This is a genomic window from Nocardioides okcheonensis, assembly GCF_020991065.1.
In the GTDB taxonomy this organism is placed as follows: Bacteria; Actinomycetota; Actinomycetes; order Propionibacteriales; family Nocardioidaceae; genus Nocardioides; species Nocardioides okcheonensis.
Genome location: NZ_CP087710.1, coordinates 1752517 through 1777420, shown reverse-complemented (window position 1 = coordinate 1777420; position 24904 = coordinate 1752517). Strand labels below are relative to the sequence as shown.

The following is a 24904-nucleotide window of genomic DNA, read 5'->3' as shown; positions in this document are numbered from 1 at the left end:
GCCGATGGCTGGTGACCGGGGGCAGGTCCGAAGGAGTGGGGCTCAGGCCCAGCGGCGCGTGGCCCACCGCTCGACGATGCCGAGGACCGCGTCGCTCGCCTTCCCGAGCACCGCCAGCAGCACGATCGCGAGCAGCAGCCGGTCCGTCCGGCCGTTGTTCTGCGACTCGATCAGCAGGAAGCCGAGGCCCTGGGACGACGCGATCAGCTCGGCCGCCACGAGGAACAGCCACGACTGCGCCAGCGCGAGGCGCAGGCCGGAGAACAGCGCCGGCACGACGGCCGGCAGCTGGACGGTCGTCAGCAGCCGCCACCCGTGCAGGCCGAACGAGCGCGCCGCCTCGACGAGCTGGGGGTCGACGTGCCGCAGGGCCTGGTGGACGGTCGTGAAGACCGGGAACGTCGCCCCGATCGCGATCAGCGTGACCTTGGAGTCCTCGCCGATGCCGAGCCACAGGATCAGCAGCGGCACCCAGGCCAGCGACGGGACGGCGCGCACCGCGCCGACCGTCGGCGACACCAGGCGGTCCGCGGTGCGGGACAGCCCGAGCGCCGCCCCGAGCAGGAGTCCGACCGCCGACCCGGACAGGAAGCCGACCAGCACCCGCTGGGCCGAGATGTGCACGTGGGGGAGCAGGTCGCCGCGCTCCCACAGCCCGCGTGCCGCGTCGAGCACGGCCGTCGGCGGCGGCAGCTGGACCGGCGAGAAGGTGCCGGACGCGGCCAGCAGGTGCCACCCCAGGACGAGGGCCGCCGGCAGCAGCGCGCCGGCGAGCCAGCCGAGGAGCGGCACGCGCCGCCGGGCGTCGTCGGGGGCCTCGGCCGTCGGGCCGGGGCCGGCCCCGACGAGGTCCGCCTCCGCCTGCGTCACGACACCCTCGTCGCGTCGGCCTTCTCGGCGAAGGTGGTGTCGAACAGCTCCTCCAGCGCGGTGTCGATGCTCGCCTGCTCGTCGACGTCGCCGTTCTCGACGAAGACCGGGCCGACGCGCTCCAGCACGGCGAGCTGGTCCGCGCCGGGCACGTGGTCGCCGTCGAGCGTGGTCCGCTCGGTGAGCACGGTCCGGGCGACCTCCTCGTCGATGGCGGCCTCCTCCGCGAGGATCGCGACGGCCTCGTCGGGGTTCTGCGCCACCCACTCGCGCGCGTGGTCGTAGACGTCGACGATGAGCTGGACGGTCTCGGGGTCGTCGGCGAGGAAGTCCTCGGTGACGTTGAGGAAGCCGTAGGTGTTGAAGTCGACGTTGCGGTAGAGCAGCCGCGCCCCGTCCTGCTCGGCCGCCGCCATCATCGGGTCGAGGCCGGCCCACGCGTCGACGCGTCCCGCGGCGAGCGCCGCGGCGCCGTCGGCGTGCTGCAGGTTCTCCACGGTGACCGTGTCCGGGTCGACCCCGGCCTCGTCGAGCGCCTGCAGGAGGAAGAAGTACGGGTCGGTGCCGAGCGTGGCGGCGACGGTCCCGCCCTCGAGGTCGGTGAGGTCGTCGACCCGGGAGTTCTGCGGCACGACGATCGCCGACCACTCGGGCTGGGAGAACACGTCGACGGTGTGGATCGGGGACCCGTTGGCGCGCGCGAGGAGGGCGGCCGAGCCGGCGGTGGACCCGACGTCGATGGCCTCGGCGCGGAGCTTCTCGTTGGCGTCGTTGGAGCCCTCGGACTTCACCCACTGCACCGACGTGCCGTCCTCGGCCAGCGCGTCGTCGAGCCAGCCCTGGTCCTTGATGACCAGGCTGAGCGGGTTGTAGGTGGCGTAGTCGACCACGACCGTGTCGTCGGCGGCCTGGGCCGCGTCCTCGCCGGCGGCGCAGCCGGTGAGGGTGGTGGCGGCCAGCAGGAGGGTGCCGACGGCGGCTCCGCGCAGGCGGAGGGACGGGGCGTTGACGGGCATGCGGGGTTCTCCTCGGGAGGACGGGTGGGTGGGACGGTGCTGACAGGCGGGGGCGCCGCCCGGGTGGCTCCGGGTGCGGCGCGCGGGACGGGCTCAGGCGTGGTGCGGGGCGACGCCGAGGCGCTCGAGCAGGACGGTGCGGAGCCGGGCCAGGTCGGCGCTCTCGCGGTCGCGCGGGCGCTCGCCCGGGACGTCGACGACGTCCAGCACCCCTGCGGCCTCCTCGCCCGGACGGCGGCCGAGGACGACGACCCGGTCGGCGAGCTGCAGCGCCTCCTCGACGTCGTGGGTGACGAGCAGGACGGTGGTCGGGTGGGCCCGGTGGACGTCGAGCAGCAGGTCCTGCATCCGCAGGCGGGTGAGGGCGTCGAGGGCGCCGAACGGCTCGTCGAGCAGCAGGACGCCCGGCCGGCGCGCGAGGGCGCGGGCGAGCGAGGTGCGCTGCGCCATGCCGCCGGAGATCTCGCGCGGACGGTGCCCGGCATGGGCGGCGAGCCCGACGAGGTCGAGCAGCTCGTCGACGCGGCGGCGTCCCTCGGCGCGGGGCGTGCCGCGCGGCAGCCCGAGCGCGACGTTGTCGCGCACGGTGCGCCACGGCAGCAGCCGCGGCTCCTGGAAGCCGACGGCGCAGCGGTCGTCGTGGGCGCGGACCGGGGTGCCGTCGACCAGCACCCGGCCGCGGGTGGGGCGGTCGAGCCCGGCCCCCTGGCGCAGCAGGGTCGACTTCCCGCACCCCGAGGTGCCGAGCAGGGCGGTCACCGACCCCGGCGCGAGCGCGAGGTCGACCGACGCCAGCACCGGGCGTGGCCCGTCGGCCGTGGGGAAGGAGCGGTGCACGGACTCGAAGCGGACCGCGAGGGCGGGCGTGCGGGAGGCGTCGCCGCCGAGCGTCCCGCTCGGGGTGGTGGGCACCGTCAGGGTCACGCTCTCTCCTCCGGGGCGACGTTCTCGGCACGAGAAGCCATCAATCTAGAGTAACTAGGTCGAGATTGTTGCACATGGTGCGGCGCGGAGGCGTGACCCCGGTCCCGGTCGGTCGTTGGACGGTCACCGTTCCCACCACTCCCGGGAGGCACCAGTGCGTACGAAGTTCCTGCTCGCCCTCGCGGCGACGACCCTCGCCGCGTCGGCGACGGGCGTCGGCGGCGTCGCGTCCGCCGCACCGGACCGCGCGGCCGGTGCCGCGTCGGCGCCGGCCGACGTCTCCGACTTCCTCGCCGGGCAGCTGACCCGGCTGACCGGCCCGACCGCGGTGATGGTGCACGGCACCTCGATCGCCGCCGCGCGCGACGCCGTCGCCGCGACCGGGATGACGAAGAAGGGCGAGTTCCGCTCGATCGGCGTGGTCATCGCCAAGGCCACCCGCGCCCAGGTCGAGGCGGTCCGCACCCAGCCCGGCGTGACCTACGTCGAGGGCGGCGCCCAGCCGATCTCGTTCTTCCAGGAGACGTCGAACGTCGCGACCCGCGGCGCCGAGGCCGCCGCCACCCTCACCGGCGCCGACGGCACCCCGCTGACGGGCCGGGGGGTCAGCGTCGCGGTCATCGACTCCGGCGTCGACCCGACCCACCCGTACCTCCGCGAGGCCGACGGCTCCTCCGCGGTCGTCGCCAACCTCAAGGCGCTGTGCGAGCCGCTGACCGAGACCTGCAGCGTGCAGCGGCTCCCGAACGTGGTCGACACCGACACGCTCTCCGTCGGCGGCCACGGCACGCACGTCAACGGCATCGTCGCCGGGCGACCCACCACGCTCACCGACGGAGGCAAGGTGCAGGGCGCCGCGCCCGGTGCGAAGCTCGTCTCGATCTCGACCGGCGCCGGCATCGTGATCCTCGGTGCCGACTCCGCCCTCAACTGGGTGCTGGAGAACCACGAGGCGCCGTGCGGCGCAGGCGTCCCGGCGGCGACCTGCCCGCCGATCAAGGTCACCAACAACTCCTACGGCCCCACCGGCGGCGGGGCCTTCGACCCCGAGTCCGCGACGGTCAAGCTCCAGCGTGCGCTGGCCGCCGAGGGTGTCGTCACGGTGTGGGCGGCCGGCAACGACGGGGGCGACGGCTCGCAGAGCCTCACCAACCCGCCCGGCCAGGACCCCACGGGCGGCATCCTCTCGGTCGCCTCCTACAACGACGGCGACACCGGCACCCGCGACGGCACCGTGTCCGACTTCAGCTCGCGCGGCCTCGCCACGGACCCCTCGACCTGGCCGGACCTCTCCGCGCCCGGCGAGAACATCACCTCCTCGTGCCGCCCGTACCTGGTGATCTGCGCGACCGGGCTGGACTTCCGCAACGGACCGGGGCCGCTCGACCTCGGCACGTTCAACACGATCAGCGGGACCTCGATGGCCGCGCCGCACGTCGCGGGCATCGTGGCGCAGCTGTTCCAGGCCGACCCATCCGCGACCCCGGGTGACATCGAAGAGGCGTTGAAGGTCTCGGCCCACACGTACGCGGACGGAGCGGCCTACCAGGCCGGTCCGCTCGGACCCACCTCGTACGACAAGGGCCACGGCCTCGTCGACGTCGTCGCCGCCGTCGCCGCCCTCGGCTGAGGGAGGCGCGCCGGACCGGCGCCACAGACCCCCTCCAGGGGACACCGCCGCGCGACAGGGGTGCGGCGGACGGGGTGGGCGGGAGATACAGGGCTCCCGCCCGCCCCCTCGGTCTGCTTGGGTGACGACCGTGGACATGGACTTCAGCGGGACCCTGGTCGAGTGGCGCGGTCCCGCGCCCTACCACTTCGTGCCGCTGCCCCCCGACGAGGCCGACCTCGTCGACGAGGTGAAGGCGGAGGTCGTCTACTGGGGCGTCGTCCCGGTGCGCGCCCGGATCGGGTCCACGACGTTCACCACGTCGATGTTCCCGCGCGAGGGCACCTGGTTCCTGCCGGTCAAGGACGCCGTGCGGCGGGCCGAGGGGCTCGGGCTCGGGGACCCCGTCGAGGTCAGCCTGTCGGTCGGCCGCGACTGATCCGCGTCGGGGAGCAACCTCCCGTGCGGGTGGTGCGTCTCCTGAGTGCCTCCGACCGGAGGCGGACCACACGAGAACGGACACCATCATGCGCAGGACCATCCTGGGCGCCGCGACCCTGGCGGTCGCCGCCCTCGCCTCCCTCCAGACCGCCCCGGCCTTCGCCGACAGCCTGACCGTCGACGACGCGCAGGACCTCCGCCACGGGGTCGACCTGCGCTCGGTCGAGGTGAAGCACGGCGGCCGCAACGTGGTGGTGACCACCACCCACGCCGACCTGCAGGAGTCCTTCCGCAGCGGCTCCTCGGGCTCGGTCTTCCTCGACACCGACCCGGACGACCCGGGCCCGGAGTACGTGTTCTCCGGCGGCTACTTCAGCGGCACCGACTACGTCCTGCTCACCACCGACGGCTTCGCGACCTCCACGTGGGGCGAGCCGGTCGAGGGGTCGTACCGGATGAGCATCGACTACGACACCGAGCAGGTGCGGATGCGGATCGCCCGCGACGCGATCGGCACGCCGGAGCAGGTCCGGGTCGCCGTGCGGGTCGCCGGCACCCGACCGGGCGGCGGCGACACCCGCACGGACTGGCTCGGCGACCCGCGCAGCTTCACCGACTGGGTCGCGCGCTGAGCGGCAGCCCCGGGGGGTCTACTTGATCTCCCGGGCCTCCTGCGGCCAGCCGCACCCCTCGGCCACCTTCGCCGCCCACGCCTTCGCGGTGTCGACGTCAGGGACCTCGATGACCGTGATCCCGCCGAGGTACTCGGTGACCTCGGTGTAGGGGCCGTCGGTGACCACCATGGTCCCGCTCGTCCCGTCGGCGCTGAACGCGAGGTCCATCTCCTCGACGAGGCCGCCGGCGAAGACCAGCACGCCGGCCTCCTCCATCTCGCGCACCACGGCGCGGGACGGCTCGACGCGTCCCTCGTACCACTCGGCCGGGTGGTCGCCCACCCACTGCTGCATGAAGTAGATCGCGTAGCGCGCCATCGTCGTCCCTCCGTCGTGGGCCGCCCCGTGCGGCCCTCACCACTGTGACGGACGAGCGGGGCCCGGATCGACAGCCGACACGTCGTCTCCCGGAAGTCCTCAAGACGGCGCCGTCGCTGCCGATCGGAGCGTCGACACTTCGCGGGGGACACACGAGGGGATCCACATGCTGCTGACCCGCAGGAGGCCTGACGGTGCCGACGCCGTCGCCGCCGGACGGCTCGACCGTGCCCGGTCCGAGGCGCGCGCGGTGACCGAGGTGCTCGGCGTGCTCGCCGGGAGCGCCGACACCGCCGACCCGGACGCGGCCGTGCGCGCAGCGCTGGGCGCGGTGCGCGAGGCCTTCGGCTGGGCGTACGGCTCCTACTGGCGCGTCGACGAGGAGACCTCGGTCCTGCGCTTCGTCACCGACTCCGGCGAGGTGAGCCCCGAGTTCACCGCGGTCACCATGAGCGCCACCTTCGCCCAGGGGGTCGGCCTCGCCGGCCGCGCCTGGCAGCGACGGGAGCTGGTGTTCGTCCCCGACCTGGCCGAGGTCGCCGACTGCGTCCGCGCGCCGGTCGCGCGGCGGGTGGGCGTGCGCAGCGGGGTCTGCTTCCCGCTGCTCGACGACCAGGGGCACGTCGTCGGCACGATGGACTTCTTCACCACCGACACCCTCAGCCCCGACGACGACCAGCTGACCACCCTGCGGGCCGTCGGGCTGCTGGTCTCCCAGGCGCTCGGTCGCGTGCGCGAGCGCGCCCGGCAGGCCGAGGTGGCCCGCGACATGGCCGCCGTGACGTCCGTCCTCAGGCGCCTGGTGGGCGCCCAGTCGCCCGACGAGGCGGCGCGCACCGCGCTCGACGTGATCCGCGAGGAGTTCGGCTGGGAGTACGGCTCCTACTGGGCGCTGGACGGCGACCGGACCGCGCTGCGGTTCGTGCTCGAGTCGGGCTCGGCGAGCGAGGAGTTCCGCCAGGTCACGCTCGCCGCGTCCTTCCGTGAGGGTGTGGGGCTCTCCGGTCGGACGTGGCGCGCGCGGGACATGGTGTTCGTGCCGGACCTCGGCGAGGTGACCGACTGCGTACGGGCGCCCGCCGCCCAGCGGGCCGGGGTGAAGTCCGGCGTCTGCCTGCCGATCGTCGTGCGAGGGCAGGTCATCGCCACGATGGACTTCTTCGCCACCGAGCGCTTCGACCTCCCGCAGAGCCGCGGCGACGCGCTGCGCAACACCACGTTCCTCGTCTCGCAGGCCATCGAGCGGACCGAGGCCGCCGAGCGGCTGCGCACCGCGGGCACCGAGATCCTGAGCGGCATCGGCGAGGTCGAGCGCAACGTCCAGCTCGCCACCACCGTCTCCGAGGACGCCGCCGAGGCCACCCGCCGGGCCGGCGAGCTCGTCGCGCGCCTGGAGTCCAGCAGCCAGGAGATCGGCAAGGTCGTCAAGGTGATCACGCAGATCGCCGAGCAGACCAACCTGCTGGCCCTCAACGCGACCATCGAGGCCGCGCGTGCGGGCGAGGCCGGCAAGGGCTTCGCCGTCGTCGCCAACGAGGTCAAGGACCTCGCCCAGGAGACCGCCCGTGCGACCGCCGACGTCAGCGGTCAGGTCGGCGCCATCCAGTCCGACGCTGCCGGCGTCGTCGCCTCGCTCGCCGACATCGAGCAGGTCGTGACGCGGATCAACGAGACCCAGACCCTCATCGGCGGCGTGCTGAACGAGCAGACCGCGGTGACCCGGGAGATCCTCAACGGCTGACGTCCGCCGGCTCCTCGGCGCCCGGGGCACACTGGCGGGGTGACGTCCCCCGACCTCGCCCTCCGCCTGCACGACGCCGGCCTCGTCTGGTCGCCCGCCAACGGCGACCGGTTCTGGCTGCCGGACCGCGACCTCGACGAGGCGGTCTTCACCGTCAGCGACATGGTGGTCGAGGTGCGCGAGCGACCGTCCGGTCGCGTGCTGGCCTTCAACGGCACGACCGAGTGGGCGCTCGACGACGTCGAGGAGGCCGAGGCGGTGTGGCTGCCCCGCCTCGACCAGCTGCTCGCCGTGCTCGGCGACCGGTTCGTGAGCCTGACCGCGCGCTCGGGCGGCCACGTCGTACGCGTCGTGGTCGGGGAGCGCGAGGAGGAGCACGTCGACCTCGCCGCCGTCGACGCCGCCGCGCGGGCGGTGCTCAGCGGGCTGGAACGGGACTGATCCCTGCGGACGTCATGGGTCTGCGCGGTCCTGACCGCGGAGACTCGGGGTAGCCCGCAGCGGCAAGGTCGCAGTTCACACGTGCATGGCACGAGCGAACTTCGACCCAGCGTGCGTCCGACCCTCAGGCGGTCTCGGGGAACGCCACGCCGGTGTTGGCGTGGCAGCGGTAGCCGAACGGGTTCTTGGCGAGGTACTGCTGGTGGGCGTCCTCGGCGTAGTAGTACGGCGTCTCGCTCGCCGGGCGGATCTCGGTGGTGATCTCGCCGAGACCGCGGCGGGCGAGCTCGTCGCCGTAGACCTTGGTCAGCTCGCGGGCGGTCTGCTCCTGCTCCGGCGTGGTCCAGTAGATCGCGGAGCGGTACTGGGTGCCGACGTCGTTGCCCTGGCGCATGCCCTGGGTCGGGTCGTGGATCTCGAAGAACTTCTTGAGCAGGTCGGCGTAGGAGACCACCGCCGGGTCGAAGACGACGCGGATCGCCTCGGTGTGCCCGGTGCGGCCGCTGCAGACCTCCTCGTAGGTGGGGTTCGGGGTGCTGCCACCGGCGTAGCCGACCGAGGTCGACCAGACGCCCGGGACCTGCCAGTAGATCTCCTCGGCGCCCCAGAAGCAGCCGAGGCCGAGCAGGGCGACCTCGTGGCCGTCGGGGACCTCGTCGGTCACCACGGGGGCGTCGAGCACGACGTGCCGCCCCAGCTGCCACATCGGCTCCGCGCGGCCGCGGAGGGCCTCGTCGGGCGTGGGGAGGGTGGTGGGCTTGCCGAATCCGAACATGGCTCCATCCTCCCTCGCAGGGCAAACAGCGCCGGCGGTGTCTGGCAGGTGGACAGGGGCGGGCATAGGTGGAATTACGCGGTCTAGACGTCGTGCTTGCACCGATGCGCCGGGGGCGTCCCGGGAGGACGGTGGTGGACGCACGCACCACTCGTCCGAAGGGGAAGCACATGTCGTCACGTCGCCCGGTCCGCCAGCTGCTGGTGGCCGTCCTGCTCGGGGTCCTGGTCGGTGGAGGCCTGATGGCCGTCACGCCCGCCGGCGCCCAGGTCTCGCAGGCCGCCGCCACGAGCTGGAAGAAGATCTGGAAGAAGGAGCTCAAGCCGCTCGCCGCCAAGACCTTCTACACCAAGAAGAAGTCGGACAGGCGGTACTACACCAAGGCCCAGAGCGGCGCGGCCTTCCAGCCCAAGGGCTCCTACGAGACGGCCGGGTCGGGCTACACCAAGGCGGAGAGCGACGCGAAGTACGCGCCGTACCCGACGACCCTGCGTGGCACCTACCTCGCGTCGAACAACGCGGCCGGGGCCGGCGAGTTCGCGTTCAGCAGCATCGAGTTCGGCGCGACGCTGACGGCGGCGCCCACGGTCGTGTTCGTCCCGAGCGGCGGGCCGGCCAACCCGAGCTGCACGGGGACCGCGGCGGCACCGGCCGCAGCAGCGGGCTTCCTGTGCATCTACGAGGGCGCGGCCAACAACGCCAGCGCGTTCACCTTCGCCAGCGCGACGGGGTCGACGGGCGCGTCGTCGCCGTTCGGCATCGTCGTCCGGTTCACCTCCGGGGCCGCCGGCCTCTCGGCCAGCCTCGGGGGCTGGGCGCTCACGCCGGCCGGAGGGGTGACGGGTGACGTGACCGCGCCGAAGGGCGCGACCGGGGCCGGGGCGATCCTCGGGCGCTGACCGGGCGGCTCGTCGCCGCGCAGGACCCGGGGGGATCGTGGGGATCGGGGGATCACCGGGGGACCAGGGGAGGAACGGCCGCCACGCCCCATACGTGGCGGCCGTTCCGCTGTGACCGGCGCGGCACCCGGGGTCTACGCTCGCCACGTGACCCAGGAACGTGCCAACAAGGTCGGTTTCGAGACGCGTGCGATCCACGCCGGCTACGAGCCCGACGCGATGACCGGGGCGGTCATCCCGCCCATCTACGCCAGCAGCACCTACAAGCAGGACGGCGTCGGCGGCCTGCGCGGCGGCTACGAGTACAGCCGCTCGGCCAACCCGACCCGCACCGCCCTCGAGGGCGCGCTCGCGGCCGTCGAGGAGGGCGAGCGCGGCTTCGCCTTCGCCTCCGGGCTCGCCGGCGAGGACGCGATCATCCGCGCCCTGACCCGCCCCGGCGACCACGTGGTGATCCCCGACGACGCCTACGGCGGCACGTTCCGCCTCTTCGACAAGGTCGCGAAGGTCTGGGGCCTCGACCACAGCCCCGCCGCGGTCGCCGACACCGACGCCGTGGCCGCCGCCATCGAGCCCGGGCGCACCAAGCTGGTCTGGGTCGAGACGCCCACCAACCCGATGCTGACCATCGGCGACATCGAGGCCCTGGCCACGGTCGCCCACGACGCCGGCGCACTGCTCGTCGTCGACAACACCTTCGCCTCGCCGTACCTCCAGCAGCCGCTCACCCTCGGCGCCGACGTGGTCCTGCACTCGACCACCAAGTACGTCGGCGGGCACAGCGACGTCGTCGGCGGCGCGGTCGTCGTGCGCGACCTCGACCTCGCCGAGAAGATCGGGTTCCACCAGAACGCGATGGGAGCGGTCGCCGGCCCGTTCGACGCCTTCCTCACCCACCGCGGCCTCAAGACGCTGGGCGTGCGGATGGACCGCCACTGCGACAACGCCGAGCGGATCGCCGCCTTCCTCGACGGCGACGCCCGCGTCACCGAGGTGATCTACCCCGGGCTCGCCGCCCACCCCGGCCACGAGGTCGCGGCGCGGCAGATGAAGCGGTTCGGCGGGATGATCTCCTTCCGCGTCGCGGGTGGCGTCGAGCGGGCGCTCGCGGTCTGCGAGCGCGCCGAGGTCTTCACCCTCGGCGAGTCCCTCGGCGGCGTCGAGTCGCTCATCGAGCACCCGGGGCGGATGACCCACGCCAGCGTCGCCGGCACCGACCTCGAGGTGCCCGACGACCTGATCCGGCTCAGCGTCGGCATCGAGAGCGTCGACGACCTGCTCGCCGACCTCGACCGGTCGCTGGGGTGACGGTGGCCGACGCCGACCGGACGGACCCGCGCTACTCGCTCGCCAACGAGCGCACCTTCCTCGCCTACGAGCGGACGGCCGTGGGCCTGCTGGTGGCCGCCGTCGGCGCGCTCAACCTGCTGCGCGACTCGTGGGCCGAGACTCTCCTCGGCGTCGCGCTGCTCGCCGGGGCGGCGCTCACCGCGACGCTGGGCATGGGGCGCTACCGCCAGGCCGACACGGCGATCCGCGAGGGTCGCGAGCTGCCGCCGAGCACGGCGGCGCCGGCGGTCTTCGCGACCGTCGTGGTCCTCGTGCTCCTCGTCGCGCTCTCGGTGGTCGCGTGAGCCGCGACTGCGTGGTCTGCGTCGACTTCGGCTCGACCTTCACCAAGGCCGCCCTCGTCGACCTCGGCACCGGCGACCTGCTCGCCACGGCGAGCCACCCGACCACGCTCCCCGACGCCGCGGGGCATGGTGACGTGCTCGAGGGGTACGACGCCTGCGTGAACGCCCTCGTCGAGCAGGACCCGCGAGCACGGGACGCCGACGTGCTGGCGTGCTCCAGCGCCGGCGGCGGCCTGCGGATCGCCGTCGTCGGCAACGAGGAGCTCGTCACCGCCGAGGCCGGCCGCCGGGTCGCGCTGTCCAGCGGCGGCAAGGTGGTGCTCGTGCTCCACGGCGGCCTCGACACCACCAAGCTCGCCGAGCTGCGGGCCGCCGAGCCGGACGTCGTGCTGCTCGTCGGCGGCACCGACGGCGGCAACTCCGAGGTCCTGGAGGGCGACGCCGCGTTCCTCGCCGCGACGCCGTGGCCTGGCCCCGTCGTCGTCGCCGGCAACGTCGACTCCCGGCCGGCAGTGTCCGCGCTGCTCGCCGGTGCGGGCACCCCCCACGTGGTGGCCGACAACGTGGTGCCGCGCATCGGCGTCCTCGCCCCCGACAGCGCCCGGCGGGCGATCCGCGAGATCTTCCTGTCCCACGTCATCGGTGGCAAGCACCTCAGCAGTCGCGCCGACGCCGCGGGCAGGACCTTCACCGACATGGTCCGGGGAGCCACCCCGGACGTCGTGCTGACCGGCGTCGAGCTCCTCGCGCACGGCCTCGACGAGCAGCACCCCGGCGCCGGTGACGTGGTCGTCGTCGACGTCGGCGGCGCGACCACCGACGTGCACAGCGTGGTCGAGGTCGACCCGGAGACGGCGTCCGTCGACGGGGCTGGCCTGTCGCGCGAGGTCGTGGGCGTCACCCCCGTCACGCGGACGGTCGAGGGCGACCTCGGCATGCGCTGGTCGGCGGTGTCGACGGTGGAGGCGGCCGGCCTCGACGACCTGCACGACGCGGCCGCGCGCCGGCACGCCGACCCCGACCTGCTGCCCGACCACTGCTCCGACCCGGCGGCCGAGCAGGACGCCGACCTCGCCATCGCCGCCGCGGCCGTGCGGATCGCGCTCGAGCGCCACGCCGGGCGCAGCAAGGTCGTGGTCAGCCCGGAGGGCCGGGTCGTCGAGCGCAGCGGCAAGGACCTGCGCGAGGTCGACCTGATGGTCGGCTCCGGCGGCGTGCTGCGCCACGGCGGCCCGGACGCGGCCGACCGGGTGCTGCGGCCCGCCACCGGCGACGCGTTCGAGGGCGGGTGGCAGCTCCCGCGCGACCCGGTGGTCGTCGTCGACCACGACTACGTCCTCGCCGCCGCCGGCCTGCTCGCCGAGGACCACCCGGTCGCCGCCCACCGGCTGCTCGCCGGGCTGCGCACGGCAGGGGGCCGCTAGCGTGGCCGACGTGAGCCAGCAGCCGACGCCCGAGCCCGGCGAGACCGAGGACGAGACCGTCCGACGACGCCTCTTCGCCGCGCTCGGGCGCAGCGACGACGACGACCGGCTGGGGGAGCGGATCCTCGGGCAGTGGGCGCAGATGCGCGCCGAGCGCGAGCGCCGCGACCAGCCGGCGTTCACCACCGGGCCCTCCAACTTCAGCCGCGCCCAGGTGCCGTGGGGCCTCGACCTCGCGGCCGCGTGGTCGTGGCGGCTGATCGTCATCGTCGTCGCCGGCCTCGGCCTGCTGTGGACGATGCGCTACTTCGCGGTCATCACCCTGCCGCTGGCCGTGGCGCTGCTGATCACCGCGCTCGTCGCGCCGCTGGTCGCGTGGCTGCGTCGGGTCGGCCTGCCCCGCGGACCCGCCACCGGGATCGTGATGGTCCTCGGGATCGGCACCGTCGCCCTCCTGCTCACCTTCGTGGGCCAGCAGGTGGCGCAGGGTGCCAGCGACCTCGCCGACTCGGTCGTCACCGGTCTCGGCCAGGTCCGCGACTGGCTGCGCACCGGCCCGCTCAGGGTGTCGGACTCCCAGCTCGACGGCTACATCAAGGAGATCCAGGGCGCGGTCTCCGACAGCACCCAGACCGGCGGCGTGGTCACCCGCGTCACGGAGGTCGGCACGGCGGTCGGCCACGTCGTGGCGGGCTTCTTCATCGTGCTGTTCTCCACCTACTTCTTCCTCGCCGACGGTGACCGGATCTGGTCGTGGCTGGTCCGGGTCGCCCCGCGCGCGGCCCGCGAGCGCGTCGACGCCTCCGGCCGGGTCGCCTGGATCTCGCTGACCCAGTTCGTCAGGGCCACGGTCCTCGTGGCGCTCGCCGACGCGATCGGCATCATGATCGTGGCGGCGATCCTCGGCGTGCCGTTCGTCATCGCGATCGGGGTGCTGGTGTTCCTGGGCGCGTTCGTGCCGATGATCGGCGCCACCATCGCCGGCACGGTCGCGATCCTCGTCGCCCTCGTCGACCAGGGCCCGTTCACCGCGGTCCTCATGCTCGGCGGCGTGATCCTGGTCCAGCAGATCGAGGGCCACATCCTGCAGCCCTTCCTCATGGGCCGCTTCGTCTCCATCCACCCGCTCGGCGTGATCGTCGCCATCGGCTGCGGCGTGCTCGTCGCCGGCATCGCGGGCGCGCTGATCGCGGTCCCGCTGGTCGCCGCCGGCAACGCCGTCGTGCAGCACCTCGCGTCCTACACCGCGATCGGTGAGGGCGACCCGGACGAGGCGCTCGAGGACGACCTCGAGCACGACGGCACACCCCCCGACCCCGTCCCCGAGGACGACGGCCCGCTCGCCGGGCCGGACGCAACCGACGACACCCAGGAGGACGCACGATGACCGAGCAGGTCACCCTGGCCGACGTCGAGGCCGCGCGCGAGGCGCTGGCCGAGGTCACCGTGGTCACGCCCATGGAGGAGTCGCGCTGGCTCTCCGCCCTCGTCGGCGGGCCGGTCTCGCTGAAGTGCGAGAACCTCCAGCGGACCGGGTCGTTCAAGTCCCGCGGGGCCTACGTCCGGATCGCCCGGCTCTCCGAGGACGAGCGCGCCCACGGCGTCGTCGCGGCGTCCGCCGGCAACCACGCGCAGGGCGTCGCCCTCGCGGCGTCGACCCTCGGGATCCGCTCGACGGTCTTCATGCCCGAGGGCGCGCCGATCCCGAAGGAGAAGGCCACCCGCGGCTACGGCGCCGACGTGGTCTTCCACGGCCGCTACCTCGAGGACTCCCTCGCCGCGGCCCGCGAGTTCGCCGACCAGACCGGCGCCGTCCTCATCCACCCCTTCGACCACGTCGACATCGTCGCCGGCCAGGGCACCCTCGGCCTCGAGGTGCTCGAGCAGGCCCCCGACGTGCGCACCGTGCTGGTGCCGACCGGCGGCGGCGGGCTGCTGGCGGGCGTCGCGGTCGCGATCAAGGCGCTGCGCCCCGACGTGCGCGTGGTCGGCGTCCAGGCCGAGGGCGCGGCGGCGTACCCCGGGTCCCTCGCCGCCGGGCACCCGGTGCCGCTGGAGTCGATGAGCACCATGGCCGACGGCATCGCGGTCGGTCGCCCGGGCGACATCACCTTCGCCGCGGTCCGCGACCACGTCGACGACATCATCACCGTCTCCGAGGAGTCGCTCTCGCGGGCGCTGCTCGCCCTGGTCGAGCGCGCCAAGCAAGTCGTGGAGCCGGCCGGCGCCGCCGCGGTCGCCGCGATGCTCGACGACCCGACCGGCTTCGAGACGCCCGCCGTCGCGGTGCTCTCGGGAGGCAACATCGACCCGCTGCTGCTGAGCAAGGTGATCCGCCACGGCCTCGCCGCGGCCGGGCGCTACCTCTACCTCCGCGTCTGCATCCCCGACCTGCCGGGCGGCCTCGCGTCGCTGCTCGCCGAGGTCGGCGCGGCGGGCGCCAACGTCCTCGAGGTCGCCCACGAGCGGATCTCCCCGTCGCTGACCCTCAACGAGGTCGAGGTCCGCATCCAGCTCGAGACGCGCGGCGAGGCCCACGCGGAGCTGCTGATGGCGCGGCTGCGCGAGCGCGGCTACCGGCTCCCCGACTGACGACCGGCACGCCCGTCAACGCCGAGGAGCGGTGCGTGAGGGGCATTCCCGAGGTCGGGAATCCTCCTCACGCACCGCTCCGGGGTGCGGGTCGCCGGGTACGCCGTCAGGCGCGGTAGGGCTCCGCGTCGACGATGGTGACGCTGAGCTCCTTGCCGTTGGGCGCGGTGTAGGTGACCTCGTCGCCCTTGGTGCGGCCGTTGATCGCGGCGCCCATCGCCGACTCGGGGGAGTAGACGTCGAGGTCGTCGCCCTCCATGAGGTTCTCGCGGGCACCGAGGAGGAACTTCTCGGTGTCGCCGCCGCCGAAGTCGACCGTCACGACCATGCCGGGCTCGACGACGCCGTCGTCGGCGGGCGTCTCGCCCACCTCGGCGCGGCGGAGCATGTCCTCGAGCTGGCGGACGCGGGCCTCCTGCTGGCCCTGCTGGTCCTTGGCCGCGTGGTAGCCGCTGTTCTCCTTGAGGTCGCCCTCGTCGCGGGCCGCGGCGATCTTCTCGATGATCTCCTGGCGCCGGGGGCCCCGGAGGTCGTCGAGCTCGGCCTGCAGCTTGTCGTAGGCCTCCTGGGTCAGCCAGATGGTGCCCTGGTCGGTCATGTCACTACTCCTGCTTCAACGTGAGTACTTCTGGTGGTGCGGGGTGGTGTGCGCCGGGATGTGTCTCAGCGCCCCCGCACGGGGTGGGTGGTTCGTCCTCCGTCCGATCGAGGTCGGCGCGGCGTGGGACTGGGCCAGCGCTCCCGGACGGGCGAACCCACAGGTTAGCAAGCGCGGCGCCGGAGCGCAGGTCCCCCGCACACGGAGGGGTGGGCGTACGCCGCTCAGCGCGGGCGGGTCTGCCCGTCGGTCGTGCACCCGAGCTTCTCCACCGAGGTGGCGCGGCGCTCGGTGCGGATGGTCACCGAGTTGGCCCCGTCGACGGGCTCGAACGCCAGCTCGCCCACGGTGGTGTGGTCCTCGGCGTAGGCCCGGACCCGGCAGCTGGCGGTGACCCCGTCGGCCAGGTCGACGTCGAGGCGGGCGTCGGTGGCGTGGTCGCTGACCACCTCGTAGGTGACGATCTCCGAGGTGACGTCGGGCGTGCCGTGGAACCAGGCCGCCCACGCCAGCCAGGTGAGCCCGACCGCGGCCACGGCAGCGGTCACCGCGACGACGACCGGGCGACGCCAGCGCGCGGGCGTGCCGTAGCGGTCGGCGAGGTCGGTGGTCACGCACGAAAGCCTAAGCGGCACCTCCTAGACTCGCGCCCATGCCCCAGCCCTCCGCAGACCGGCCCCGCCGCGGTCTCCGACTGATGCACGTCCACGCCCACCCCGACGACGAGTCGAGCAAGGGGGCGGCGTCGACCGCGAAGTACGTCGCCGAGGGGGTCGACGTCCACGTCGTCACCTGCACCGGCGGCGAGCGCGGCTCGGTCCTCAACGCGAAGATGGACCGGCCCGAGGTCTGGGAGAACATCACCGAGATCCGCCGCGAGGAGATGCACCGCGCCCGCGACATCCTCGGCATCCGCCAGGACTGGCTCGGCTTCGTCGACTCCGGCTGGCCCGAGGGCGACCCGCTGCCGCCGCTGCCCGAGGGCTGCTTCGCGCTGGTCCCGCTCGAGGAGGCGACCGAGCGCCTGGTCCGGCTGATCCGGGAGTTCCGGCCGCACGTGCTGACCACCTACGACGAGCGCGGCGGCTACCCCCACCCCGACCACATCCGCTGCCACGAGGTCTCCGTCGCCGCCTACCACGCGGCCGGCGACCCCGAGCGGTTCCCCGACGCGGGGGAGCCCTGGCAGCCGCTCAAGCTCTACTACCACCACGGCTGGAGCTGGGCGAAGACCAACGCCCTGCACGAGGCGATGCTCGCCCACGGCCTCGAGTCGCCCTACGAGGAGCGGCTCGCGAAGTGGGAGCGCGAGCCGGAGTGGGACGACCGGATCACCACCCGCGTGCCGTGCGGCGACTACTTCGGGGTCCGTGACCAGGCCCTGCTGGCCCACGCCACGCAGATCGATCCCGACGGCATGTGGTTCGCCATCCCGCGTGAGGTCCAGCAGAAGACCTGGCCGACCGAGGACTACGAGCTCGTCGACTCGAAGGTCGAGAGCTCCCGGCCGGAGGACGACCTGTTCGCCGGGATCCCGACCCCCGCGCCCTGAGGGGGAAGTGGGAGGATGGGGCCATGCAGACGCTGGTGACCATCCTGGCCGACACCACGCCCGAGGACAGCGAGGTCGTCGCGGGGCCGCTCGGCTTCGCGATCTGGATCTTCCTGATCCTCGCCGTCGTCGTGCTGGGCTTCAGCCTGGTCAAGCAGCTGCGCAAGGCCGAGGCGGCCAAGGCGGCCGGGCTCTACGGCGACGAGCCGGTCACCCGCGACGAGCCCGAGGACGGGGCCGCGGGCGAGGCGCCCCAGCAGCAGAAGTCCGAGGGCTGACCTCAGCGGCGCACGACCCGGACCAGGCAGTCCCAGGCGGTGCGCGCGGCGTCGCCCGCGTGCTCGTGGTGACCTGACGCGGCGGTGACCTCCCGGGCGACCCGCCCGGCCCGCACCACCTCGACCTCGATCCCCTCGAGGTCGTCCAGCACGTCCTCGGCGCTCATCAGGACCGCCGGGTCCTGCGGTCCGCCGGTCCCCTCGGTGAGGTTCGTCGTGTCGTGCGCGACGAGCAGCAGGGTGCCGCCCGGGCGCAGCATCTGCACCGCGCTGCGGATCGCGAGCCGGCGCTGGGCGGCGGCCAGCTGGAGGTACGCGACGACGACCAGGTCGACCGGCCGGTCCGGCCGCCAGGTGGTGGCGTCGGCGCAGACCCAGTCGAGTGCGAGGTCGCCGGCGAGCCGGCGTCCCTTGTCGAGGGCGACCTGCGAGAAGTCGACGGTGGTCGCCGACCAGCCCCGCTCGGCGAGCCAGATCGCGTTGCGGCCCTCGCCGCCGCCGAGGTCGACCGCGATGCCCGGCTCCAGCTCGGCGAGCTCCTCGGCGACGAAGCGGTTGGGCCCGCGCGACCAGACCAGCTCGCTCGCGGCGTACCTCTCGTCCCAGGCGTGGGCGTCCATGCGGCCAGCCTAGGCCGCGACCACCCGCAGCACCCGGGCCTCCTCGGGGCGGAGGACCGGTAGGGCGATGCCGGCGGTGGCGAGCACCCGCCCGGGCAGCGTGGTGCCGACCGCGGACCAGCCCTCGCTGAGGTCGCCGGCGGCGTGGGGCGGCGCCAGCTCCTCGACGAGGCGGTAGGTGGTGTCGGGGTCGAGCCCGGTGAGGCGCAGCGGCGCGGGGTGCTGGGTCGCGGGCGAGGCGACCGACGCGACGACGTAGCAGGCCTCGGACCGGTCGGCGCCGACGACGCCGGTGACCAGCACCCCCGGGTCGGGGTGGTCGGGGTGGACGAGGGTGCCGCTCCCGATCAGCGGCCGCACCCGCTTGTGCAGGTCGACCCACTGCGCGAGCTCGGCGAGCCCGGCCGCGTCGAGTCGCGACATGTCCCACTCGATGCCGAACCAGTGCAGCAGCGCCGTGGCCGCGCGGTAGCGCAGCGCGTGGGTGCGGCCGGTGGTGTGGGCGGTGGGGCCGCCGACGTGCGAGCCGATCAGCTCCGGCGGCACCAGCAGCGAGGTCCAGCGCTGCAGGTGCTGGCGCTCGAGCGGGTCGATGGTGTCGCTCGCCCAGATCCGGTCGGTGCGGCGCAGCACCTCCGCGTCGACCCGGGCGCCGCCCGAGGCGCACGACTCGATCTCCAGGCCGGGGTGGGCGGCGCGCAGCTCGTCGAGCAGCCGGTAGGCGGCCAGGGTCTGCCCGTGGACCGCGGGCCGCCCGTCGTGGGTGGCGTCGGTGAGGTCGCGGTTGTGGTCCCATTTGAGGTAGGCGACGTCGAGCACGTCGAGCAGCGCGAGCAGGGCGTCGCGCAGGTCGGCGTACGCCTCCTCGTCCTGCAGGTCGAGCACCTGCTGGTGGCGCCACGACAGCGGGTCGGCCGCCCGTCCGCGCAGCACCCGCTCGGGGTGCGCGCGCGCCGTCTCGGAGTCGAGGTTGACCATCTCGGGCTCCACCCACAGGCCGAACTGCAGCCCGGCGGCGGTGACGTGGTCGACGAGCGGGCGCAGGCCCTCGGGCCACACGGCCGCGTCGACGGCCCAGTCGCCCAGCCCGGCGGTGTCGTCGCGGCGGCCCAGGAACCAGCCGTCGTCGAGCACGAAGCGCTCGACGCCGACCGTGGCGGCGACGTCGACGAGCTCGGTGAGCCGCTCGAGCGAGTGGTCGAAGTAGACCGCCTCCCACGAGTTGGCGATGACGGGGCGCTCGGAGCGGGCGAGCGGGGTGACCGCGCGCAGGTGGGCGTGGAAGCGGTGGCTCAGCGGGTCGAGGCCGGCCGGCGACCACGACCCGAGCAGGGTGGGGGAGCGGTAGGCCTCGCCGGGGGCGAGGACCACCTCGCCGGGGGCGAGCAGCTCGCCGCCGCCGAGCAGGCAGTCGCCCTCGGGGGTGCGCTCGGCGTAGGTCGTGTGGTTGCCGCTCCACGCGGTGTGGACCGCCCAGACCTCGCCGGCGCCGAACGCGAAACCGGGCGTCCCGGCGACCAGGAGCAGGGTGGCGTCGTGCCCGGTGCGGCCGTGGCGCGCGTCGCGGCGGTGGGTGCCCTGCACCCAGGGATGACGCTGCGGGGAGCGCTCCTTGCACCAGCGGCCGGTGAGGTCGAGGAGCTCCGTGGCGTGGGCGGCGACCGGCAGCGCGCACAGGACGGCGGACAGGTGGAGGTCGCCGTCGGCGGAGTTCGTGACCGTGGTGGCGGTGTGCAGCAGGCCGGACGCGTCGAGGCCGAGCTCGACCGAGACCGTCCAGCCGGCCTCGGCGTCGACGGACGTGCAGGTGACGCCGCGGGCGCCGTCGGCGTCGTCGGCCACGCGCACGTCCCAGTCGACGAGGCTCGGCGCGGCCGCCGTCGCGGTGCCACCGACGCGGTGCCCGCCGAGGCCGGGCGTGCCGGAGTAGCCGCGGGTGCCGTCCGGCACCAGGCCGGTCAGCCGCCTGGCGTCGAACGCCGAGTGCGACACCCCGGGGCGGCGGGCGGCCACGAGCCCGGCCAGGGCCGCCTCGTCGAGGTCGCCGAGGGCGGCGCCCCAGTGCAGGACGGTCGGGATCCCGGTGTCGTCGTGGCCGAGCACCACGCTGACGCCGCCCCGGCTCAGGTGGACCGGGGAGGGGGTGGGGGTCATGCGTCGGCCTCCGTGGTGGCGTCGTCGAGTGAGTCGGTGGGGGAGTCGGCGAGCGGGTCCACCACGACGAGCTCGCCGACGTGGTCGGCCAGCGCGCCGCTGGCCTGCGCGGAGAGGCCGGAGTCGGTGACCAGCACCGCCGCCTCCGACAGCGCGGCCATGCTGCTGAGGCCCACCACGCCCCACTTCGTGGAGTCGGCGCAGACGATGAGCCGGCGCGAGCGCTCGATCATCGCCCGGTTGGTCTCCGACTCGAGCAGGTTGGGGGTGCTGAAGCCGGCGCGGACGTCCATCCCGTGCACGCCCATGAAGAAGGCGTCGACGTGGAGGCTGCGCAGCGACGACACCGCGACCGGGCCGACGAGGGCGTCGGACGGCGTGCGGAGCCCGCCGGTGAGCAGCACCGACGTGGTGGGCTCGCCCGTGCGGTGCAGCAGGTCGGCCACCCACACCGAGTTGGTGACCACCGTCAGGTGCGGGATCCGTGCGATGTGCTCGGTGAGCGCGTGGGTGGTGGTGCCGGCCGAGACGGCGATGGCCATGCCGGTGTGGACCAGCTCCGCTGCGGCCGCGGCGATGGCCTGCTTCTCGCGCAGGCGCTGCACCGACTTCGCGGCGAAGCCCGGCTCGGACGCCGACGGCTCGGCGACCGCGAGCGCCCCGCCGTGCACCTTCTCCAGCAGGCCGTCGCGGTGCAGCGCGACGAGGTCGCGCCGCACCGTCATGTCGGAGACGCCGAGCAGCTCGACCAGGTCGGTGACCCGGACGGTCCCGTCCCGGCTGAGCTCGGCGAGGATCCGGCCGCGCCGCTGGGCGGCGAGCATCAGTCGCCCCGTCCGCCGTCGCGTACGGCCTCGCGGACCACGGCGACCCCGCCCGGCGCCACGACCAGGTCGCCGTCGACGTCGGTGCCGGTGACCAGGTCGACGCCCGACACCGGCACGGGGGCCGGGGCGTCGCCGTGGTTGATGACGAAGAGCCAGCTCGCGCCGTCACCGACCCGGCGGGTGACCTCGACCAGGGGGCCCGCGCCGGGCAGGCGCTCCACGCCGGACTCGGCGACGAGCCGTTCGACCAGGCGGTCCGTGCCGGTGGGGTCGAGGCGGGTGGCGACGTACCACGCCGAGCCGCGGCCGACGTCGCGCCGGGTCACGGCCGGCAGGCCGGCCGCGGGGCCGTCGGTGTAGGTCGCGACGACCTCGGCGGCGTCGGCCTCGAGGTCCTCGGTCCAGGTGTCGGCGGTGACGGGGTCGCCGAGGCCCTCGACACGGACCTGCTCACCGGCCAGCAGCGGCATCAGCTCGGTGGTCCGGACGCCGAGCAGGTCGCGGAAGGCGCCCGGGTAGCCGCCGAGCCGGACGTGGTCGTGCTCGTCGACGATGCCGCTGAAGTAGGTGACGACGACCGTGGCCCCGGCCTCGGCGGCGGCGGTCAGCGCCGCGACCGTCTCGTCGGAGACGAGGTAGAGGGTGGGCACCACGACGAGGTCGTAGCCGCTGAGGTCGGTGCTCGGGTGCACCACGTCGGTGCCGACGCCCTGCGCCGACAGCGCGCGGTGGAGGTCCTCGGCACGGTCGCGGTAGTGGACGTCGATGCTCGGGTGGGAGTCGAGCTGGCACCCCCACCACGCCTCGTAGTCGAACAGGATCGCGGCGCGGTTGGCCGCGACCGACCCGGTGACCTCCTCGATCGAGTCGAGCAGGCGGGAGAGCGAGACCACCTCGCGCCACTGGCGCGTGTCGGTGCCGGCGTGGGGGAGCAGGCCGGAGTGGAACTTCTCCGCCCCGGCGCGCGAGGCGCGCCACTGGAAGTAGAGCACCGCGTCCGCGCCGTGGGCGACGTGGGACAGGCTGTTGCGGGTCATCTCGCCGGGTCGCTTGGCGCGGTTGCGCGGCTGCCAGTTGACGGCGCTGGTGGAGTGCTCCATCAGCAGCCAGGGCCGCCCGCCCGCGGTGCCGCGGGTCAGGTCGGCGCTGAAGGCGAGCTCGCGGTGCCCGTCGGCCTCGGCGGCGATGAGGTAGTGGTCGTTGGACACCACGTCGAGCTCGCGGCCCCACCGCAGGTAGTCCATCTCCATGGTCTGGCGCATCACCATGAAGTTGGTGGTCACCGGGACCCCGGGCGACAGGCGGTGCAGCACGTCGCGCTCGACGACGAAGTTGTCGAGCAGCTGGTCGGAGGAGAAGCGCAGGAAGTCGAGCTGCTGCGTGGGGTTGGGGAAGGTCGGGGCCGAGCGCGGCGGCAGCACCTGCTCGAAGTCGTCGTAGCGCTGCGACCAGAACGCCGTGCCCCAGGCGTGGTTGAGCCGGTCGACGTCGTCGTCGTAGCGCCGGCGCAGCCAGTCGCGGAACGCCGCGGCGCTGACGTCGCAGTAGCACCGGGCGTTGTGGCAGCCGAGCTCGTTGGAGACGTGCCACAGCGCGAGGGCGGGGTGGTCGTGGTAGCGCTCGGCCAGCCGGGTGCAGAGCTCGAGCGCGTGCTCGCGGTAGACCGGCGAGCTCGGGCAGAACGCCTGCCGGCCGCCGGGCCACAGCGTGGTGCCGTCCGCGGTGACCGGCAGCATCTCGGGGTGGCGGTGGGTCAGCCACGGTGGCGGCGAGGCGGTCGCGGTGGCGAGGTCGACGCGTACGCCGGCGGCGTGCAGGTCGTCCATCTGCTCGTCGAGCCACGCGAAGTCCCACCGGTCGGGACCCGGCTGCAGCCACGCCCACGAGAACACCCCGAGGGTGACCAGGTCGACGCCTGCCTCGCCCATCAGGGCGCGGTCCTCCACGTGGGCCTCGCGTGGCCACTGCTCGGGGTTGTAGTCGCCACCGAAGGCGAGGGCGGGCAGGGGAGTCGGCATGACGCAACTGTGTCGACCCTCACACGGCAAAGTCAACGTCCGGGCGAGGATTTCAGTTCGGAAATGTTCGATCTGGTCCGAACTGTGACCTTCGAGAGGGTTGACGGCCCTGTGTTGGTCGTCACATGCTGTGCATCCCTGTTTGGTTTTGTCTCCAGGAGGATCCTCGTGTCCCGTTCCAGCTCCAGCGCCATCCCCCGCTCCGCCCTGGTCACGATGGAGGCCTCGCGCCGCTCCGTCCTCCGTGGCATGGCGCTCTCCGGTCTCGCCGTCGGCGGGGCCAGCATGCTCGCCGCCTGTGGTGGTGGCGACTCGGGCCCGGCCACCGGCTCGGGCGCCACGGTGAAGTTCGGCATCAACGAGGCCGAGGGGTCCGGTGCGGCCTACGACCGGCTCAAGGCGATCGCCGACGCCTACACCAAGGAGAGCGACACCGAGGTCGCGCTCAACGCCGTCGACCACAACACCTTCCAGGAGAGCATCAACACCTACCTGCAGGGCACGCCCGACGACGTGTTCACCTGGTTCGCCGGCTTCCGCATGTCGCAGTTCGCCGACAACGGGCTGATCACCGACCTGAGCGACCAGTGGCCCATCGACGGCCTCGGCGACTCCTTCAAGCAGGCCGCCACCGCCTCCGACGGCAAGCAGTACTTCGTGCCGATCAGCTACTACCCGTGGGCGGTCTTCTACCGCAAGTCGGTCTGGGAGAAGAACGGCTGGACCCCGCCGGAGACCAACGACGACTTCACGGCGCTCATGGACGACATGCAGGGCAAGGGCGTCACCCCGTTCGCCTTCGGCGACAAGGACGGCTGGCCCGCGATGGGCACGTTCGACATCCTCAACATGCGCCTCAACGGCTTCGACTTCCACATGAGCCTGATGGCCGGGGACGAGGCGTGGGACGGCGACGAGGTCAAGCTGGTGTTCGACACCTGGCGCAAGCTGCTGCCCTACCACCAGGCCGACCCGCTGGGCCGCACCTGGCAGGAGGCCGCGACGTCGATGGGCAAGGGCGAGTGCGGGATGTACCTCCTCGGCACCTTCGTCGTCGACGCCCTCGGCGAGAACGGTGAGGACCTCGACTTCTTCACCTTCCCCCAGCTCGACTCCTCCATCGCCGCCGACTCCCTCGACGCCCCGATCGACGGCTTCTGCGTGGCCGCGGCGGGCAAGAACCAGGAGGCCGGCAAGGCGATGGCCAAGTGGCTCGGCAGCGCCGCGGCCGCCGACGCCGGCAACAACGGCGCCGACGCGCCGTTCATCGCCGCCAACGAGGGCGCCAGCACCTCCACCTACAGCGACCTGCAGAAGAAGTCCGCCGAGGTCGTCGGCGCGGCCGCCAACATCGCGCAGTTCATGGACCGCGACACCAACGCCGACTTCGCGAACACCGTGATGATCCCGTCGATCCAGGAGTTCCTGAAGAACCCCGACGACATCGACGGGGTGACGGCCAGCATCCAGGAGCAGGCCGCCTCCATCTTCGGCTGAGG

24 protein-coding genes and 1 pseudogene are annotated in these 24904 nt (G+C 73.7%); 14 read left to right on the top strand and 11 right to left on the bottom strand.

What is annotated here, in order from left to right:
* Positions 1 to 42 precede the first annotated feature (42 nt).
* From LN652_RS08615 to LN652_RS08605, 3 genes are all read right to left on the bottom strand, one after another.
* Positions 43 to 870 carry an ABC transporter permease gene (locus LN652_RS08615; protein ID WP_230444254.1) on the bottom strand — a complete coding sequence of 276 codons (828 nt, stop codon included), beginning with the start codon at positions 868 to 870 and terminating at the stop codon, positions 43 to 45.
* Positions 867 to 1886 carry an aliphatic sulfonate ABC transporter substrate-binding protein gene (locus LN652_RS08610; RefSeq protein WP_268932244.1) on the bottom strand — a complete coding sequence of 340 codons (1020 nt, stop codon included), beginning with the start codon at positions 1884 to 1886 and terminating at the stop codon, positions 867 to 869. The genes LN652_RS08615 and LN652_RS08610 overlap by 4 nt, the downstream gene beginning before the upstream one ends.
* Positions 1887 to 1979: 93 nt before the next feature.
* Positions 1980 to 2810, bottom strand: coding sequence for an ABC transporter ATP-binding protein (locus LN652_RS08605; protein WP_230444252.1), 831 nt, complete (start codon positions 2808 to 2810; stop codon positions 1980 to 1982).
* A gap of 154 nt (positions 2811 to 2964) precedes the next feature.
* On the opposite strand from LN652_RS08605, the gene LN652_RS08600 reads away from it, so the two are divergent.
* The 3 genes from LN652_RS08600 to LN652_RS08590 all read left to right on the top strand — a co-directional run bounded on the left by LN652_RS08600 (position 2965) and on the right by LN652_RS08590 (position 5492).
* Complete coding sequence (locus LN652_RS08600; protein WP_230444251.1) at positions 2965 to 4440, top strand: S8 family serine peptidase; 1476 nt, start codon at positions 2965 to 2967, stop codon at positions 4438 to 4440.
* 121 nt (positions 4441 to 4561) lie between these two features.
* Positions 4562 to 4858, top strand: a complete 297-nt coding sequence (locus tag LN652_RS08595) for a DUF1905 domain-containing protein (protein ID WP_230444250.1) — start codon at positions 4562 to 4564, stop codon at positions 4856 to 4858.
* Between the two features lie 88 nt (positions 4859 to 4946).
* Complete coding sequence (locus LN652_RS08590; protein WP_230444249.1) at positions 4947 to 5492, top strand: hypothetical protein; 546 nt, start codon at positions 4947 to 4949, stop codon at positions 5490 to 5492.
* An 18-nt stretch (positions 5493 to 5510) separates the two neighbouring features.
* Here the strand turns inward: LN652_RS08590 and LN652_RS08585 are convergent, their stop codons facing one another.
* Positions 5511 to 5852 carry a YciI family protein gene (locus LN652_RS08585; protein WP_230444248.1) on the bottom strand — a complete coding sequence of 114 codons (342 nt, stop codon included), beginning with the start codon at positions 5850 to 5852 and terminating at the stop codon, positions 5511 to 5513.
* Positions 5853 to 6018: 166 nt separating this feature from the next.
* On the opposite strand from LN652_RS08585, the pseudogene LN652_RS08580 reads away from it, so the two are divergent.
* Together LN652_RS08580 and LN652_RS08570 are read left to right on the top strand one after the other, a co-directional pair.
* Positions 6019 to 7482, top strand: a pseudogene (locus tag LN652_RS08580) (GAF domain-containing protein); the annotation flags it as partial.
* Positions 7483 to 7632: 150 nt separating this feature from the next.
* The gene (locus LN652_RS08570; RefSeq protein WP_230444247.1) at positions 7633 to 8034 is read left to right on the top strand and encodes a pilus assembly protein CpaE; all 402 of its coding nucleotides are present in this window, start codon (positions 7633 to 7635) and stop codon (positions 8032 to 8034) included.
* Between the two features lie 124 nt (positions 8035 to 8158).
* On the opposite strand, the gene msrA is transcribed toward LN652_RS08570, so the two are convergent.
* A complete protein-coding gene (gene msrA / locus LN652_RS08565; protein WP_230444246.1) occupies positions 8159 to 8809 on the bottom strand; it encodes a peptide-methionine (S)-S-oxide reductase MsrA in 651 nt (216 codons plus the stop codon).
* Between the two features lie 170 nt (positions 8810 to 8979).
* Between msrA and LN652_RS08560 the strand changes: the two genes are divergently transcribed.
* The 6 genes from LN652_RS08560 to ilvA all read left to right on the top strand — a co-directional run bounded on the left by LN652_RS08560 (position 8980) and on the right by ilvA (position 15358).
* Entirely contained in the window at positions 8980 to 9708 is a 729-nt protein-coding gene (locus tag LN652_RS08560; RefSeq protein ID WP_230444245.1) for a hypothetical protein, read from the top strand.
* A gap of 147 nt (positions 9709 to 9855) precedes the next feature.
* Positions 9856 to 11016 carry a cystathionine gamma-synthase gene (locus LN652_RS08555; RefSeq protein WP_230444244.1) on the top strand — a complete coding sequence of 387 codons (1161 nt, stop codon included), beginning with the start codon at positions 9856 to 9858 and terminating at the stop codon, positions 11014 to 11016.
* A gap of 2 nt (positions 11017 to 11018) precedes the next feature.
* Positions 11019 to 11342 carry a DUF202 domain-containing protein gene (locus LN652_RS08550; RefSeq protein ID WP_230444243.1) on the top strand — a complete coding sequence of 108 codons (324 nt, stop codon included), beginning with the start codon at positions 11019 to 11021 and terminating at the stop codon, positions 11340 to 11342.
* Complete coding sequence (locus LN652_RS08545; protein ID WP_230444242.1) at positions 11339 to 12766, top strand: glutamate mutase L; 1428 nt, start codon at positions 11339 to 11341, stop codon at positions 12764 to 12766. The genes LN652_RS08550 and LN652_RS08545 overlap by 4 nt, the downstream gene beginning before the upstream one ends.
* 10 nt (positions 12767 to 12776) lie before the next feature.
* Entirely contained in the window at positions 12777 to 14153 is a 1377-nt protein-coding gene (locus LN652_RS08540) for an AI-2E family transporter (protein WP_230444241.1), read from the top strand.
* Positions 14150 to 15358 (top strand): threonine ammonia-lyase, encoded by a 1209-nt coding sequence (gene ilvA, locus LN652_RS08535; protein ID WP_230444240.1) that lies wholly within the window; start codon positions 14150 to 14152, stop codon positions 15356 to 15358. The genes LN652_RS08540 and ilvA overlap by 4 nt, the downstream gene beginning before the upstream one ends.
* A 106-nt stretch (positions 15359 to 15464) precedes the next feature.
* On the opposite strand, the gene greA is transcribed toward ilvA, so the two are convergent.
* Positions 15465 to 15956 carry a transcription elongation factor GreA gene (gene greA, locus LN652_RS08530; protein WP_230444239.1) on the bottom strand — a complete coding sequence of 164 codons (492 nt, stop codon included), beginning with the start codon at positions 15954 to 15956 and terminating at the stop codon, positions 15465 to 15467.
* 224 nt (positions 15957 to 16180) lie between these two features.
* Positions 16181 to 16570 carry a DUF4307 domain-containing protein gene (locus LN652_RS08525; RefSeq protein ID WP_230444238.1) on the bottom strand — a complete coding sequence of 130 codons (390 nt, stop codon included), beginning with the start codon at positions 16568 to 16570 and terminating at the stop codon, positions 16181 to 16183.
* 38 nt (positions 16571 to 16608) lie between these two features.
* Here LN652_RS08525 and mca point away from each other — a divergent pair, with 38 nt between their 5' ends.
* Positions 16609 to 17508: a mycothiol conjugate amidase Mca gene (gene mca / locus LN652_RS08520; RefSeq protein ID WP_230444237.1), complete on the top strand. Its 900-nt coding sequence runs from the start codon at positions 16609 to 16611 to the stop codon at positions 17506 to 17508.
* Between the two features lie 23 nt (positions 17509 to 17531).
* A complete protein-coding gene (locus tag LN652_RS08515; protein ID WP_230444236.1) occupies positions 17532 to 17786 on the top strand; it encodes a hypothetical protein in 255 nt (84 codons plus the stop codon).
* Between the two features lie 2 nt (positions 17787 to 17788).
* On the opposite strand, the gene LN652_RS08510 is transcribed toward LN652_RS08515, so the two are convergent.
* The 4 genes from LN652_RS08510 to LN652_RS08495 are packed head-to-tail and all read right to left on the bottom strand — an operon-like array spanning position 17789 to position 23405.
* On the bottom strand, positions 17789 to 18406 hold the full coding sequence (locus LN652_RS08510) for a class I SAM-dependent methyltransferase (RefSeq protein WP_230444235.1): 618 nt from the start codon (positions 18404 to 18406) through the stop codon (positions 17789 to 17791).
* Positions 18407 to 18415: 9 nt separating this feature from the next.
* On the bottom strand, positions 18416 to 20560 hold the full coding sequence (locus tag LN652_RS08505) for an alpha-galactosidase (protein WP_230444234.1): 2145 nt from the start codon (positions 20558 to 20560) through the stop codon (positions 18416 to 18418).
* Positions 20557 to 21384 (bottom strand): DeoR/GlpR family DNA-binding transcription regulator, encoded by an 828-nt coding sequence (locus LN652_RS08500; RefSeq protein WP_230444233.1) that lies wholly within the window; start codon positions 21382 to 21384, stop codon positions 20557 to 20559. The genes LN652_RS08505 and LN652_RS08500 overlap by 4 nt, the downstream gene beginning before the upstream one ends.
* Complete coding sequence (locus tag LN652_RS08495) at positions 21384 to 23405, bottom strand: beta-galactosidase (RefSeq protein WP_230444232.1); 2022 nt, start codon at positions 23403 to 23405, stop codon at positions 21384 to 21386. Before LN652_RS08495 ends, LN652_RS08500 begins: the two co-directional genes overlap by 1 nt.
* A gap of 168 nt (positions 23406 to 23573) precedes the next feature.
* Here LN652_RS08495 and LN652_RS08490 point away from each other — a divergent pair, with 168 nt between their 5' ends.
* On the top strand, positions 23574 to 24902 hold the full coding sequence (locus LN652_RS08490; protein ID WP_230444231.1) for an ABC transporter substrate-binding protein: 1329 nt from the start codon (positions 23574 to 23576) through the stop codon (positions 24900 to 24902).
* The last annotated feature ends 2 nt before the right edge of the window (positions 24903 to 24904 follow it).